Here is a 16,243-nt window from a genome sequence, read left to right on the forward strand (position 1 = left end):
TTGAAACGTATTCATTTTGAAAATGAGGAAGTTATTATATAATAATCGAAACTGTAGTGATTTTATGGAGTTATACTTATAGTTTAAAGTGTAAACCAAAAATTAAATGATATGAAAAAGCTGAGTTTAATGATCGCTGTTTTAGCTGCCTGTGTATTTGAATATGCCGCAGCTAAAAACCCGGTGAGTAGGGTAGTGCGTAAGGTAAGTGTGTTTAATGCTCAGACTGCTACAGATACGGTTCCGAAAAAGAATAGACCAAAAACTTCTAATCCTACAGTGCCAACCAGTCCAACAGCACCAACAAATCCTGTACCTACCAACCCGACTAACCCAACCAATCCAACAAACCCTACAGTACCAACCACGCCTCCGCCACCAGTACCTACAAATCCAACTAATCCGACAAACCCAACCAATCCAACTAACCCGACAATGCCACCAACTACACCGCCGCCAACACGGCCAACCACACCTACAACGCCGCCAACCACACCTCCGGCTCAGTAAGGTAACCAGGCAATCGGATTTGAAATTATATAAAGCAAAGGCCCGGCATAACGCCGGGCCTTTTATGTTTATCCTGATATTTAGCACCTCATATAACTTTAAATTAATTATAGCGTTAAATGGGTTAATTTGTTGACCGAAATTTGACAGGTAAAAGTTTTGCGACTGTATTGGATTTTTGTGTAATATATTATCTTTGAGCACCCTAATGAAAGCTGCGTATCTATTTTTCATCGCCTTGTGTTTTCTCCTTTTAAGAGGAGACAGCTATGCGTATGCGCGTGCTCATCATAATGCCCTATGCTATTCACCTGCCCAGCATACTGATAAACAAAATCAGATTAAAGCCGCGGTTAAAAATCAAGATGGTACGGTTGTTACCAGCGCCAGTTCAAAAGAAGTAAATGACTATCTCATTAGCGTTGAAGATGATGATGAGAACACTGTGTTTGCCCGCAAATTTATGTTGCCGGCCAAATACTTTATTATACTCTCTTATATACTCGTTTTAAGCACTTTTTACACCTATGTAAAAAAACGCTTGCCCTTTTGTATACACTTATCCTATATAGACTCTTGCAAATATCTTGTACAGAGATCTCTACGTATCTGATAATTTATATACGTCAGTTGCCGGAGGTGTGCCCTTACATGCCCCATTGGATGTATATAAACAGTACTCCCTTTGCATAGTCAATAGGTTTCACTTGTGCAACTAACGCCAGCCTGCATTTAAAGGAATAGCTGACTTTTAGCATCCCATCGCTTTATTATCCATTTCATATCATGAAGAAAATTGTCATGCTCGCGGGCATGTTTGCCCTGTTGTACCAAACGAGTTGTACATCCAAAAAAGAACAAAAACAAGAAGAGGTTACTAATTATACGGTAACCAGTCCTTTAAAAATTGATACCTCCTTTACCAAGGAGTATGTATCGCAGATAAAATCTGTCAGAAACATCGAAATCAGGGCTCAGGAAAAAGGATACCTGCAAAATATTTATGTTGACGAAGGTCAGTTTGTAAAAGCCGGACAGTTGTTGTTCCGCATTATGCCTAAAGCTTATGAAGCCGAATTGCTGAAAGCACAGGCCGAAACCAAAGCTGCACAGATAGAGTTGCAGAACACCAAAGTTCTGGCCGATAAAAACGTGGTTTCTAAAAACGAACTGGCCATGGCCAAAGCCAAGCTTGACCAAGCCAATGCCGAAACTTCTTTGGCTAAACTACACCTGTCTTTCACCGAAATCAGAGCGCCGTTTGCCGGTACTATCGACCGTATCAAGTTGAAATTAGGAAGCTTGGTTGATGAAGGCGATTTATTAACCAGCCTGTCAGACAACAGCCAGATGTTTGCTTATTTCAACGTATCCGAACCTGAGTATCTGAACTACGAATTGGATACCAAAGATCGTGGCAGCAAAAAGGTAAGCCTGCTTTTAGCCAATAACGAATTGTTGCCTTATAAAGGCGATGTAGAAACCATTGAAAGTGAGTTTGACAATGAAACCGGCAACATTGCTTTTCGGGCCAGATTCCCTAACCCTAACCGCTTGTTAAGAAACGGCGAAACAGGTAAAGTACAAATGACGGTTCCATTGCATAATGCATTGGTTATTCCGCAAAAAGCCACTTATGAAATTCAGGAAAAAACTTACGTTTTTGTAATAGACAAAAACAATGTAGTACGTTCCAGAAATATCACCGTTAGTGGCGAGATGCCCGACCTGTACATGGTAAGCAGCGGCATTGCCGAAAACGATAAAATTCTGCTTGAAGGTGTGCAGAAGGTAAAAGACGATGATAAAATCAAGTACGAATTCGTAGAACCTAAGGATGTGATTTCCCATTTGCGATTAAAAGCAGAATAATGGTTCAACCCTTAAACAAGAAAATCAATGTTTAATAAGTTTATACAAAGGCCAGTCCTTTCCATCGTAATATCACTCATTATAGTGTTTTTGGGGGTACTGTCCATCACTCACCTGCCGGTAACGCAGTTCCCGTCCATTTCGCCACCAAAGGTGAATATTACGGCCGAATACCCGGGTGCCAACGGTGAATTGCTCATCAAATCGGTAGTTATCCCGCTTGAACGGGCTATCAATGGTGTACCTGGCGTAAAATATATGGCTTCGGATGCCGGTAACGATGGTGAAGCCACTATACAAGTGGTGTTTAACCTGGGTACCGACCCTAACCAGGCATCGGTAAATATTCAGAACCGCGTAGCATCAGTAGTGAATAAATTGCCGCCTATTGTGGTTCGCGAAGGTGTAAAAGTTACCCGCGAAGAATCGAACATGCTGATGTACATCAACGTGTACAGTAAAGATCCGCATATGGATCAGAAATTCCTGTTCAACTTTGCCGATATCAATATCCTGTCTGAATTAAAGCGGGTAAACGGTGTGGGTTTTGCTGATATTTTGGGTAACCGCGAGTACGCTATGCGTATATGGCTGAAACCCGACCGCATGCTGGCCTATAAAATTTCGGCCGACGAGGTGATGAAAGCGCTAGATGAACAAAGCTTAGAGGCTTCGCCCGGTAAAACCGGCGAAAGTTCGGGTAAGCGATCTCAGTCATTCGAATACGTGTTAAAATATCCCGGAAGGTTTACCACTAAAGAAGGGTACGAAAACATCATTTTAAAGGCAGATGCCAATGGCGACATACTGCGCCTGAAAGACGTAGCCGAAGTAGAATTTGGCAGCTCGATGTACGATATTTATTCTAATCTGAACGGCCGGTCGTCGGCTGCTATCACCGTAAAACAATCTTACGGTAGTAATGCCAGCCAGGTAATTAAAGATATCAAAGCTAAAATGGAAGAGATTAAGAAAACCTCTTTTCCTAAAGGTTTGGAATATGAAATCAGTTACGACGTTTCCAAGTTCTTGGATGCCTCTATCGAAAAGGTTATTCACACATTGGTAGAAGCCTTTATCCTGGTAGGTATAGTCGTATTCCTGTTTTTGGGTGATCTGCGTTCTACACTCATTCCTACCATTGCTGTACCGGTATCTTTGATTGGTACGTTCGTATTCATGCAATTCTTTGGCATCACGCTGAACCTTATTACATTGTTCGCCCTGGTGTTGGCCATTGGTGTGGTAGTGGATGATGCGATTGTAGTAATTGAAGCTGTGCACGCCAAAATGGAAGAACTGCATCTGTCGCCACTTCGGGCTACTAAACAGGCCATGGGCGAAATAAGCGGGGCTATTATTGCTATTACCTTCCTGATGGCGGCGGTATTTATTCCGGTTGCCTTTATGTCGGGGCCGGTAGGTATTTTTTACCGTCAGTTCTCTATCACTATGGCAACAGCCATTATCCTTTCGGGTGTGGTGGCACTTACCCTTACACCGGCACTGTGCGCCATGATTCTGAAAAATAACCATGGCAAGCATAGAAAGAAATCTGTTGTAAATAGATTTATAGATAGTTTTAACAATGGTTTTAACCGTTTGTCTGGTAAATACCAGCGGGCCCTTAACACTATTGTTAGCCGCAGATCGGTAACCTTTGTAACGCTTATTCTTTTCTGCGTTGGCATCTTTTTCCTGAACAACAGTTTGCCATCTGGCTTTATTCCTAACGAGGATCAGGGTATGTTTTATGCCATTATCCAAACCCCTCCGGGCTCATCGCTGGAAAGAACTAATCAGGTTGCCGAAAGATTGCAAAAGATAGCCGAAGGTATTGATGGCGTTCAATCTGTTTCGTCACTGGCCGGTTACGAGATCTTGACTGAAGGTACCGGTTCTAACAGTGGTACCTGCCTGGTAAACTTAAAAAGCTGGGATGAGCGTAAGCATTCTGTTCAGGAAATTATTGAAGAACTGGAAGAGAAATCTAAAGAGATTACGGGTGCTACCATTGAGTATTTCCAACCGCCAGCCGTACCGGGCTATGGTGCCGCCGGTGGTTTTGAGTTGCGTTTGTTAGACAAAGCCGGATCGGGCGATTACCATAAAATGGAAACCGTAAGTAAGGATTTTGTGGCAGCGTTAAGCAAACGCCCCGAGTTGGCATCGGTATTTACCTTTTATAGTGCCAGCTTTCCGCAGTACATGCTGCATGTAGATAATGACATTGCCCAGCAAAAAGGCGTAACCATTGATAATGCTATGAACACGCTATCTACCCTGGTAGGTAGTAACTATGAAACCAACTTTATTAAATATGACCGCCAGTACAAAGTAATGGTACAGGCCCTGCCGCAATACCGCGCACTGCCCGAAGATATTTTGAAGTTGTATGTGAAGAATGACAAGGATCAGATGGTTCCTTACTCGGCATTCATGAAAATGGACAAGGTGTACGGCCTGTCTGAAATTACCCGCCATAACATGTACAATGCATCCGAAATTAGCGGTGCGGCGGCTCCGGGATATAGTAGTGGTGCGGCTATTAACGCTGTTAATGAAGTGGCCGAAAAAGTGCTGCCAAGAGGTTTTGGTATTGATTGGGCAGGTATATCTGCCGATGAGGTGGCTCGTGGCAATGAAGCCATTTACATCTTCCTGATCTGTTTAGGCTTCGTGTACCTTATTCTGGCAGCACAGTACGAAAGCTTTATTCTGCCGTTGGCAGTAATTCTTTCCCTGCCTGCGGGTATTTGCGGTTCATTCCTAATGCTAAAACTATTTGGATTGGAAAACAACATTTATGCGCAGGTTGCTCTAGTAATGCTCATCGGCTTGCTGGGTAAAAACGCGGTATTGATTGTTGAATTTGCCGTTCAAAAACATAAGGCAGGATATACCGTGCTTGAAGCAGCTATGGAAGGTGCGGTAGTAAGGTTCCGCCCAATCTTGATGACCTCGTTTGCGTTCATCGCCGGTTTGCTTCCGCTGATGTTTGCTTCAGGGCCGGGTGCAAATGGTAACCGTACTATTGGTACAGCTGCTGCGGGCGGTATGTTGTTCGGTACTATTTTCGGGGTGCTCGTTATCCCTGGTTTGTATTACATATTTGGCCGTATTGCCGAGCGCTTTGTGCTTGTTAAAGATGAAGAAGAAACGCCGTTAACTGAAGAAATTGATCAATATGCTTAAATTTAAAAGAAATACCTATATAGGTTTGCTGGGTATTTCTGTAGCCTTTGCAAGCTGTAAAGTCCCGGCTATAACGCAAGTAAATGAAAACAAGTCGGTTCCTGGTTCTTATGGCAACAATAGTAATCAGGACACTACCAATGTAGCGGCCATGCAATGGCGCAACTTTTTTACAGACCCTAATTTGGTTAGCCTGATTGATACGGCACTGAAAAATAACCAGGAGCTGGCCATTACGCTACAGGATATTGAAATTGCCAAAAATGATATCCGTTTAAGGCAAGGTCCGTTGCAGCCTACAGTAGGTTACCGGGTAGGCGCGGGTGTTGAAAAAGTGGGGCGCTACACCAGTCAGGGAGCGGGTGATGCTTCTACCGAAATTGCTCCGGGAAAAGAAGTGCCAGATCCGTTAACCGATATTACAGCTGCCCTATATGCTAACTGGGAAGTTGACATTTGGAAGAAGCTGCGTAACTCCAAAAAAGCAGCAATAACCCGGTATCTGTCAACCGTAGAGGGTAAAAACTTTGTGCTAACTAATCTGGTTGCCGAAGTAGCCAATTCATACTATGAGTTACTGGCCTTAGATAACCAGTATGAAATTGTAAAGCAGAACATTGCTTTACAAAAAAATGCACTTGAGATTGTTAAAGTGCAAAAAGAAGCTACACGGGTAACCGAACTGGCCGTTCAAAAATTCCAGGCCGAAGTACTGAAGTCACAAAGTCTGGAATTTGATATTATGCAAAATATCAAGGAAACAGAAAATAAAATTAACTTTTTGTTAGGCCGGTTTCCGCAGGAGATTCCCCGTGATAAAAGCAACTTTTTGGGCTTGGTGCCAGCCACTGTAAATGCCGGTATACCGTCGCAATTGTTGGCTAACCGACCAGATATTAAACAAGCAGAACTTGACCTCACTGCAGCTAAGCTAGACGTGAAAATTGCACGTGCCGAATTCTATCCATCATTTGGTATATCTGCGGCCTTGGGTTTCCAAGCCTTTAAGCCGTCTTACTTGGTTAAATTTCCCGAATCGCTGCTGTACTCGCTAGCAGGCGATTTGGCCGGGCCGCTGGTTAACCGTAATGGTATTAAAGCTGAGTTTAACAGCGCCAATGCACGGCAGGTGCAGGCCATGGTAAACTACGAGCGTACGATATTAAACGCATATATTGAGGTGGCCAATCAGCTTTCTAATATTAATAATCTTGGTAAAAGTTATGATTTAAAATCAAAGCAAGTAGATGCGCTTACAAAGTCAATCAATATTTCTAACGATTTATTTAAATCTGCCAGAGCTGATTATTTGGAAGTGCTGATGACGCAACGCGATGCACTGGAATCAAAGTTGGAATTAATAGATACCAAAAAAGAACAGTTGAACGCTGTAGTAAATGTTTATAAAGAACTGGGCGGCGGTTGGAAATAAATATCGCTTTAAACAGGAAAGAGCCGGCAATTTTGCCGGCTCTTTTATTTTGAATCTATCTTGTAACTTTTATCCCAAGCCGTAATTTTATTGCTGTACAGCGCTTGATTTGCCAAGTGTACGCTTATGGCTGTACGCGCGCCGGTAAACACGTTACTATCGGGCAGTTGTCTGTTTTGAACTTTTGTGTAAAAGTCTTTAAATGCATACCAGGTGCCATCCCGGGTAGGCTCTGGTAAAATGGGCGTTCCACCACCTTTGTTCCACACAATGCGGGTTGCGCCGGTTACACCGTCTACTGTTCCTTTTTCATCCAGTAATTTTTTCTCCGGATAAAATATGCCTTGATCGGTTAACAGTGATACGGTGCCTAGTGTACCCTTTATCTTAAATAGATAACCATCATGTGCGTTGCCACAGGTAGCGCCAAAATTACCAATCATGCCCAGCTCAGGGTAGCGTAGCATTACCTGAACATTGTCATAAGTTTCACGTCCGTCCTTAAAATAATCTATACCACCGGTAGCAAAAAACTCTTGAGGATGCGTATCAAATACCCAGTTGATAAAATCAATCTGGTGCGAAAGCAGTTCCGCCACCAAACCGCCCGAATATTCTTTGTACATACGCCAGTTAATCACTCTTTCTAAAGACGAATCGGGCACCGGCCGGCGCCAGCTGCCATTGCGGTCCCACCGGCAATCAATCTGGGTTATCTTTCCCAAGTAACCTTTGTTGATCATTTCTTTTACCCGGTAATACAACGGCGAGTACCGGTACTGATGCCCCACTTGTAATACCTGGGTGTTACGGTTGTGCATCAGTTTTACCAAATCAAGCGCCTGATCTATGGTATAAGTCATGGTTTTTTCCAGGTATAAATGCCGACCGGAGTTTATTACTGCTGCTGCTACCGGGTAATGCATGTGAAGGGGCACAGCTACTATAACAGTATCTACCTCTTTATCATCAAGCAGCTTGCGGTAATCGGTATAAGCTTTCAAGCTGGCACTTTTACCTAACTTTTGAGCAGCCGCCAGTCTAAAATCAAGCACATCGCAAACAGCGGTAATCTGAAACATATCTGTCATGCCGTTTATGATATGCATAATGCCTGTGCCGCGGTCGCCACATCCCACTATGCCAACTTTTAACGGGGCAGCAAGTGTTGGCATGGCTGATAGTTTGTTATCTATAAATAAACCAGCGGCCAGTAACGCGCTGTTTTTTAAAAATGTTTTTCTTTCCATTGGTTTAAATAGGCCGTTTGCTTTTGAACGACATTGTAGTTGTATCTTTAATTGATCCGTCTGCCTTTCTATAAACAATGTAGGCACCCATATTTTTATGTTTAGCAAGGTAAGCTAATGTACGTTTAAGCCCCATAGCCATAAAGCCGTTGTCAAAACCATCGGCCGTAACAGCATCTTGAGCATAAACAGTGATGCTTATCATTTCATTGTTTACCGGATAGCCGGTCAATGGGTTCATCAGGTGTGATATAGGTTTGCCGCCGGCTTCATGCTGTTTACGGTAATTGCCTGAAGTGGTGATGGCACCATCAGGTGGTTCAATTACTTTACGCATAGGCTCGGCATCAAACCCGCTGATACCTTCAATGCCCACGGTAAATGGCTGGTTGCCCGGCTTGGTTCCTTTAATTCTTAATTCACCACCCAGCTCTATCAGGTAACTTTTAATATGCTGCCGCTCTAATAAATTAGCTAGTAAATCAACAGCGTAACCTTGAGCGATACCGTTAAGATCTAGTTGAATATTAGGGCGGGTTTTGTATAAAAAGTTACCTTTTAGGCTAATGTATTTTAAGCCAACGTTCTTAACCAGCTTTTTCACCTCGTTGCTGTCAGGAGTATGGCTGGCCTTAATTGCACCAAATCCCCAGGCATCAACCAGTGGTTTTACGGTTGGGTCAACCAGCCCGTCGGTTTCCCGATGTATTTTTATCGCCTCACGCACAAGGCGCTGAAAATGCTGATCTACCCTGATGCCCTTGACCGAACGGTTAAATTTGCAAATCAATGAACCGGGCAAATACAGCGATACCGATTCGTCAAACCGTTGCAGCAAACTATCCGTTTGCTTTAAACTGATAAGGCTATCGGCTGCATAATAAACAATACTATAGGTGGTACCTTGAGCATAGCCGTTTAAGTGAAAACGTTGTAGCGGTTGCCGCCTGGTAAATGCATAAAGTAAAATTAATGCAACGCAAATAGCCGGCAGCAACCGCTTCTTCATTATCAATATTTAAATACCTTTTCGTTAACCATTACTTCCTGTTTAGCTTCATCAAAAGTGGCTTTGCCACCGGTATGTACAGCAGCATTGGTCATGATATTGGCGATAGAATGATGATAGCCTGCCTCTACAGGTGCGTTTGGCTCTTTGCGGCTTCGGATGCACTCGAGCCAGTTCCGCATATGATTAGAGCTCAGCGGATCTGCTCCGGTGTTGGCAGAGGCAACTACAGCTTGTGTACTTGGAAGCTTCACGTCTGGCAACAAGTTGGGTTGCATGTGCATAGCAGCAGCTGCTCTTTCGGTAAGTCCGCCTTGTGGCGATACCGTATTGGTGATGAGGTTCAGTTCTCCGCCGTTTGAATAATATATCTCGGCTGGTTTTTCTTCACCATTGTGCATGCGTGATGAAAAAATAACCTGAAAACCTTTAGTTGTATCATCCAGCGGACCATAATCAAACACGGCCGTAGTAGTATCCCAATTACGACGGCCATCTTTCCACTGGTAAATGCCGCCATTGGCTGTTACACTACGCGGATGCGGCAAGCCGGTAAACCAATGTACGGTATCAATCTGATGGCTCATCCACTGCCCGGGCATTCCTGATGAATAGGGCCAAAACAGGCGGTATTCCAAATAAATTCTGGGATTAAATGGCTCGTAGGGGCGGTTTAAAATAAAGCGCTTCCAATCAGTATCCTGCTCTTGTAGCTTAGCTACTAAGTCAGGTCTTCTCCACCGGCCCGGCTGGTTAACGTTCCAGGTAAGTTCAACCATCGTAATATCGCCAAATTTGCCTTGTTTTATAAATTCGGCAGCGGCCTGGTAATTCTGTCCGCTACGGCGCTGCGAGCCAATCTGTAATATTTGTTTAGATGAACGTACAGCTTTCAAAGCCGCCCTGGCATCGTCCATAGTTTCAGCAAATGGCTTTTCGCAGTATACATCCTTTTTGTTGCGCACCGCTTCAATGGCATGCAAAGCATGGGCAAAGTCGGGCGTACTAATGATGACGGCATCAATATCTTTCAGGCTGTACAGCTCATCGTTATTTCGGCAGGCGGTGATATCATGGCCAATTTTACTTTTAATATGAGCTGTGCCTAAGTCGCGCCGGTAATTCCACAAGTCCGACAAAGCCACCAAGTCAAAATTCATATCCTTGTAATGATTCAAAAAGCAAGGAAACAGGGTGTCTCTAAAACGGTCAGAAAAACCTACGGCGGCAACACGTACCCTATCGTTGGCGCCAATAATGTTGCCGTAGCTTTTTGCCGTTAAGCCCATCGTGCCCAAATAGGTGCCTGCTGCGGCAATAGCAGTTTTTTTAACAAAGTTTCTTCTGGTTTCCATGGCGCTGCTTATTTAAGTTCTTTAATCTTAATGTTGCGATAAGATACCGTGTTACCATGATCCTGTAAAAGGATATGACCTTTAGGCGCTTCACCAAATTTATCCCACTTTTTGTATTTACTAATGGCTACCAAATCTTCAAACTCTTTTGAGCCGCGCTGGTATTCCAGCACTTTGTAGCCATTCAACCAGTGTTCTACATGGTTATTAGGATATACCCTAACTTCACCACTGTTCCATTCACCTATAGGTTTTATAGCAGCAGTGGGTTTTTTAGCGGTAATCAAATCATAAAGAGACGAAAGCGTACGGTCGCCATCGCGGCCAAGCTTGGCATCGGGATGCCGCTCGTCATCCAGTACCTGGTATTCTAAGCCGATGCCAGACATCTCTGTTTTTTCTTTTTCGGTTACAAAATATTTAACACCACTGTTGGCGCCTTCTGTAAGTTTAAAATCAAATTTCAAGATAAAGGCAGAGTATTCTTTATCAGTAACAATGTCACCTCCCAAGCCTTCTTCTTTACCGTTTGAGGCTTGAATAGTGAGTATGCCATTTTCCATCACCCAGCCTTTTTCAGGAAAACTATTTTTAAAAAGAGCCCGCCAGCCATTACTTGTTTTGCCATCCCATAGCATAGCAAATCCTTCAGCTTTTTCTTTTTTATTGAGTTCATTTAGTTTTTGTGCAAATGCAGGCGTGATGATGGTAAGGCATCCTACTTGCAACAGGGTAATAAGTACTAACTTGTTATTTTTCATAAAGGTTAAAATTGGTCTGTTGGTAAAGAAGTATCTAATATATGTTAATATCCAATATGTAAGCAAGTATCTCTTTATTGTTACGCGGTAAGCTGTTCTTTAGTAGGCGTAATTGTGGAAGCAGATGATGTATTGGAAATCTTGTTGTTTATCTGTCAGGTTAAATGGGAAGCGGTAAAGGTATCTGCGCAAAAATCCAGTTGCTTGGCTGGTACGAATAGCAGTTTTTATCGTATTAAGGATGTTAGGGTTACTTAACGGAAATGTATTTAATGTAAAATGTAATTACTTGCCTAAAATGTATATCATTTTCGAATTAAGAAAAATCAACCTTTTTTAGCAAAGTTCATTAAATGTAAAGTACATATTAAATTATTTAAATACTTTTTTTAATTTTCATAAAAGTATTGATAACTTTCGTGAAATTTACAATAAGGTTTTAAATGGATAAAATTGAGGGCTATCTTAAAAACATTATTAAAGAACTCTATTTCGGACAAACACTAACATGTGCTGAGCTTAGCGAAAAAACCGGTAAAAGTTTGCCGGTTATTACCAAGCTTTTAAGCGACAGTATTGATGAAGGTTTTATATACGAAACAGGTTATGCACCCTCAACAGGCGGGCGACGTCCGCAAATGTATTCTTTGAAAGCCGGTGTATTATATGTTGTATCTGTAGCAATGGATCAGTTGGTAACCAGAATGGCTATTATGGATAGTCAGAACAATTATTTAACTGAAGTTAAACAAATTGATCTTGCGCTAAAACAAGATGAAAATGGATTATTAACGTTAGTTCAGGCAATTAACGATTTAATAGCCGGTTCGGGCGTTGACAAAAGCCGGATTGTAGGTATAGGTATCGGCATGCCAGGCTTTGTTGACATATCTGCGGGAGTCAACTATTCATTTTTAAATTCTGATGGTAAAAGTATTACCAAATATATAAGTGACGCCGTTGGTTTTCCGGCATTTATTGATAATGATTCTAGTTTGATTGCATTGGCCGAACAAAAGTTTGGGCTTGCACGCAATCACAACAATGTAATGGTAATTAACATTGGTTGGGGTATAGGGCTGGGCATGCTTATAAACGGTAAGCTGTTTAGGGGCGATAACGGTTTAGCCGGTGAGTTTAGCCATATACCTGTATTTTTTAACAATAAGCTTTGCAGCTGCGGTAAAACAGGCTGCCTGGAAACGGAGGCTTCTTTATCTCTGATTATTGATAAAGCACTGCGTGAATTAAAAGAAGGCCGTATTTCCGTATTGGCAGATTACAAGCTTGATACTATTGAAGAGGCGGCTAATGCTATTATGGATGCAGCCTTAAAAGGAGATAGTTTTGCTGTAAGCCTTTTTTCTGAGGCAGGTTATAATATTGGCCGTGGTGCTGCAATATTAATTCATTTGCTTAATCCTAAACTAATTGTTTTAAGTGGCCGAGGTGCAGCAGCCGGCAGGTTGTGGTTGCCACCTGTTCAGCAAGCCATCAATGAACACTGTATTCCAAAAATTGCCGAACACGCCCAAATTATGATATCGCCATTAGGTTACCAAGCTGAATTATACGGTGCAGCTGCACTGGTAATGGAACATTATGATGGTATTGATCATCACATCAAACAGTTAAGAAAACCGAATTTAAACTAACCCTAATTTAAAACACACAATAAAATCAATTAAAACATGAGGGACTTTTTTACTAAACAACTATGGCTTTGCATTTTGCTGAGCTTTTGGACGGCTATATCGTTAGCCCAACAAAAAAGAGTCATTACCGGTACGGTAAAGGACGAAGAAGGGCAGCCTGTTATTGGTGCTGCATATAAATTGAAAGCTACAGGTGCCGGTGGTGCCACTGATGTGAACGGACATTTTTCGGTATCGGTTGAAGGCGTTAATCCTGTGTTGGTATTTAGCTTTGTTGGCTACAAAACCCAAGAGGTAACTGTTGGCTCCGAAAATACAGTTAACGTGACCATGTTAGCAGATAACCGTGCGCTAGGCGAGGTTGTGGTAACTGCATTGGGCATACGCCGCGAAAAAAAATCATTGGGGTACGCTGTACAGGAAGTAAAAGGTGAAACGCTATCTGACAGAAAAGAGCCGAACATTGTTAATTCTCTTTCTGGACAGGTAGCTGGTTTGCAAATTACCCGCTCAGCCAACGGCCCGGGTGCATCTTCAAGAATTACACTTCGGGGTAATAACTCACTTACTGGTAATAACCAACCGCTTATTGTTGTTGACGGTGTTCCGATGGATAACTTTATTGGTAATGAAGTTAACGGTAGTGGTCGCCCTAATAATGATTATTATAACCCAAGCAGAGATATGGGTAACGGTTTAGCGGATATCAACGCGGAAGACATTGAAAGCGTTAGCGTACTTAAAGGTCCATCAGCTGCTGCGCTTTATGGTTCACGCGCGGGTAATGGTGCTATATTAATTACTACTAAAACAGGTAAAAGTCAGAATGGATTAGGCATCACCGTTACATCTTCTATTGGTATCGAAAATATATTTGCCAGACCGAAGATGCAAAAAGATTTTGGTCAGGGACAAAGTGGTGGCTTTGTAAACAACTCTACCTTAAGCTGGGGCGAAAGAAATCAAGGGCAAAATCAAACCAGGATTGATGGGTCAACTTTTCCGCAAATGTATCATGATAACATCAGCAACTACTTTGAAACAGGCTTGCAATCAAATCAAGGTATATCATTGCAACAGCAATATAAGTCAACCTCGGTGTACACCTCATACAACCGTCTTGATGATAAAAGCTACATTCCAGGCGCTAAACTGATTCGTAACAACTTAATGGGGCGTACAGTAAGTAAATTTGGAAAAGATGACCGCTGGACAGTTGACACTAAAGTTCAGTACATTAACTCAACTGCAAAAAACCGGCCTCAATCTGGTTACAATCCTAATAACTATTTCTACTATTTATCAACGCTGCCTAATTCAATTGATGTAACTGATTATAGTAATCCAGTTGATGCGAGCGGAAATATGCGTTGGTGGCATGCAGGTTCAGAACTAAACCCATATTGGGCATCAAAGTATAACCTGAACCAAGACACCAGAAATAGATTTTTGTTAAATGCTTCGGTTAAATACAAAATTAATAATTGGTTAAGTGTTGAAGGCAGGGGAGGGGCAGATACCTACAGTACTAATTCAGACAGCAGACAATACGCCGGCGCACCAGGTAATCCTGGAGGCGGATACGGTTTAAGAAGAACTACATTTACTGAAACCAACTACAGTGCCTTATTTACTGCTAAAAAAGATAACCTATTTGGAAAATGGGGTGGTACTGCAACATTAGGTGGCAACCTAATGAGCCAGCAAACTTCTTTTTTTAGTGGCAATGCTGGTACTTTAAACGTGCCTAATTTATTCTCGATTAATAACACAGTAGGTAATCCAAGTCTTGACCAAGGGCTTTTCTTACATGATATAAACTCAGTCTACGGATCAGCGGGTATTAATTATGATCAGGTATTGTTTTTTGATGGTACGTTTAGAAACGACTGGAGCTCAACCTTGAGCAAAGAAAATAGATCCTTTTTCTATCCATCCATAAGTACATCGTTTGTATTTTCTGAGGTGCTTAACAGGAGCGGTGCACTACCATCTTGGATAACTTATGGTAAATTGAGAGGTTCATATGCCGCAGTAGGTAATGATATGGGCCCATATCAACTTTATAATACTTACAATATCAGTAAAGACCCGCTTGGTAATACCAACGCCGGACGTAACGACGTATTGTTTGACCCAAATGTTCGTAGTGAGTTAATTAAATCATACGAAGCTGGTTTAGAGATGCGTTTTTTTGATAGCCGTTTAGGTTTTGATTTTTCGGTTTACAAATCTAATTCAACCAGACAATTGCTTGATTTGCCAATGGACCCTTTGAGTGGTTACACTGCAAGAAAAATTAACGCAGGAAATATCCAGAACAAAGGTTTGGAACTGATGGTAGATGGAAAAATATTTAGAAATAACGGAGGATTTAACTGGAATACTACTGTAAACTTCTCGATAAACCGTAACTTAGTTAAAGATCTTGCAGCTAATGTTACGCAATACCCATTGGGTGGATACGATAACGTAGCTATTGTGGCTGAAACAGGTCAGCTTTATGGTGCTATTTATGGTACCACCTTTAAAAGAGTTAATGATCCAAACAGCCCTTATAACGGACAGTTAATTTTAACTGCTGCTGGCTTGCCTCAAACTGATGATGCTGTGAAATCAAACTTGGGTACGCAGCAAGCATCAAGTCTTTTAGGCGTTACCAATACATTCTCTTTCAAAGGATTCAATTTTTCTTTCTTGGTTGATGCACGATTTGGGGGTAAAATTTTCTCCGGAACACTTCAGCGGATGCAGGCAGTAGGTACATCAAGCAATACTGTAGTAAATGGTAACCGCGACAATTTTGTAGTTGATGGGGTTGTATTAAATGCTACAACCAACCAATATGAGAAGAGCACCGTAGCAGTATCCCCACAAAATTACTGGACAGCCATAGCTGGACGAGGTAACCTGGGTATTACTGAAGCAAATATTTATGATGCATCTAATATTCGTGTACGCAACGTGCAGTTAAGCTACGATATTCCTAAAAAGGTTCTTTCTACTATTGGTATACAAAGAGCAAGGGTTGGCCTATCTGCTAACAATGTATGGTTGATTAAGAGCCATATGAATGGCATGGACCCTGAGTCTGTTTTTGCTACAGGCAGTAATGCTACAGGCTTTGAAAGCGGTAGTGCTCCAACCACACGCACTATATTATTTAATTTAACCCTTGGTTTTTAAGATATTAAAAGAAAATTC

General features: G+C 42.0%; 11 protein-coding genes. 7 read left to right on the top strand and 4 right to left on the bottom strand.

The genetic code is table 11. The features are described 5' to 3' along the window. Positions 1-111 precede the first annotated feature (111 nt). The 5 genes from GPM24_RS22165 (at position 112) to GPM24_RS20285 (ending at position 7,009) form a co-directional block, all read left to right on the top strand. Complete coding sequence (locus GPM24_RS22165) at positions 112-510, top strand: hypothetical protein (protein WP_199269817.1); 399 nt, start codon at positions 112-114, stop codon at positions 508-510. Positions 511-718: 208 nt separating this feature from the next. Then, positions 719-1,123 (top strand): hypothetical protein, encoded by a 405-nt coding sequence (locus GPM24_RS20270; protein WP_158829225.1) that lies wholly within the window; start codon positions 719-721, stop codon positions 1,121-1,123. Positions 1,124-1,296: 173 nt separating this feature from the next. Beyond that, a complete protein-coding gene (locus GPM24_RS20275) occupies positions 1,297-2,382 on the top strand; it encodes an efflux RND transporter periplasmic adaptor subunit (protein ID WP_158829227.1) in 1,086 nt (361 codons plus the stop codon). Positions 2,383-2,409: 27 nt separating this feature from the next. Continuing rightward, a complete protein-coding gene (locus GPM24_RS20280; RefSeq protein WP_158829229.1) occupies positions 2,410-5,577 on the top strand; it encodes an efflux RND transporter permease subunit in 3,168 nt (1,055 codons plus the stop codon). After that, a complete protein-coding gene (locus tag GPM24_RS20285; protein ID WP_158829231.1) occupies positions 5,570-7,009 on the top strand; it encodes a TolC family protein in 1,440 nt (479 codons plus the stop codon). The genes GPM24_RS20280 and GPM24_RS20285 overlap by 8 nt, the downstream gene beginning before the upstream one ends. Before the next feature lie 44 nt (positions 7,010-7,053). Here GPM24_RS20285 and GPM24_RS20290 read toward each other — a convergent pair whose 3' ends face one another. The 4 genes from GPM24_RS20290 to GPM24_RS20305 are packed head-to-tail and all read right to left on the bottom strand — an operon-like array spanning position 7,054 to position 11,384. Next, positions 7,054-8,259 (bottom strand): Gfo/Idh/MocA family protein, encoded by a 1,206-nt coding sequence (locus GPM24_RS20290; protein WP_158829233.1) that lies wholly within the window; start codon positions 8,257-8,259, stop codon positions 7,054-7,056. A 4-nt stretch (positions 8,260-8,263) separates the two neighbouring features. Continuing rightward, positions 8,264-9,268 (bottom strand): FAD:protein FMN transferase, encoded by a 1,005-nt coding sequence (locus tag GPM24_RS20295; protein ID WP_158829235.1) that lies wholly within the window; start codon positions 9,266-9,268, stop codon positions 8,264-8,266. 2 nt (positions 9,269-9,270) lie between these two features. Continuing rightward, entirely contained in the window at positions 9,271-10,623 is a 1,353-nt protein-coding gene (locus GPM24_RS20300; protein ID WP_158829237.1) for a Gfo/Idh/MocA family protein, read from the bottom strand. 8 nt (positions 10,624-10,631) lie between these two features. After that, positions 10,632-11,384: a 3-keto-disaccharide hydrolase gene (locus GPM24_RS20305; protein ID WP_158829239.1), complete on the bottom strand. Its 753-nt coding sequence runs from the start codon at positions 11,382-11,384 to the stop codon at positions 10,632-10,634. 443 nt (positions 11,385-11,827) lie between these two features. Here GPM24_RS20305 and GPM24_RS20310 point away from each other — a divergent pair, with 443 nt between their 5' ends. Together GPM24_RS20310 and GPM24_RS20315 are read left to right on the top strand one after the other, a co-directional pair. Further along, positions 11,828-13,039, top strand: coding sequence for an ROK family protein (locus GPM24_RS20310; RefSeq protein WP_158829241.1), 1,212 nt, complete (start codon positions 11,828-11,830; stop codon positions 13,037-13,039). 36 nt (positions 13,040-13,075) lie between these two features. Beyond that, positions 13,076-16,225 (top strand): SusC/RagA family TonB-linked outer membrane protein, encoded by a 3,150-nt coding sequence (locus tag GPM24_RS20315; RefSeq protein ID WP_158829243.1) that lies wholly within the window; start codon positions 13,076-13,078, stop codon positions 16,223-16,225. Positions 16,226-16,243: the final 18 nt, after the last annotated feature.

The sequence above is a fragment of the Mucilaginibacter lacusdianchii genome, from assembly GCF_009770985.1.
In the GTDB taxonomy this organism is placed as follows: domain Bacteria; phylum Bacteroidota; class Bacteroidia; order Sphingobacteriales; family Sphingobacteriaceae; genus Mucilaginibacter; species Mucilaginibacter lacusdianchii.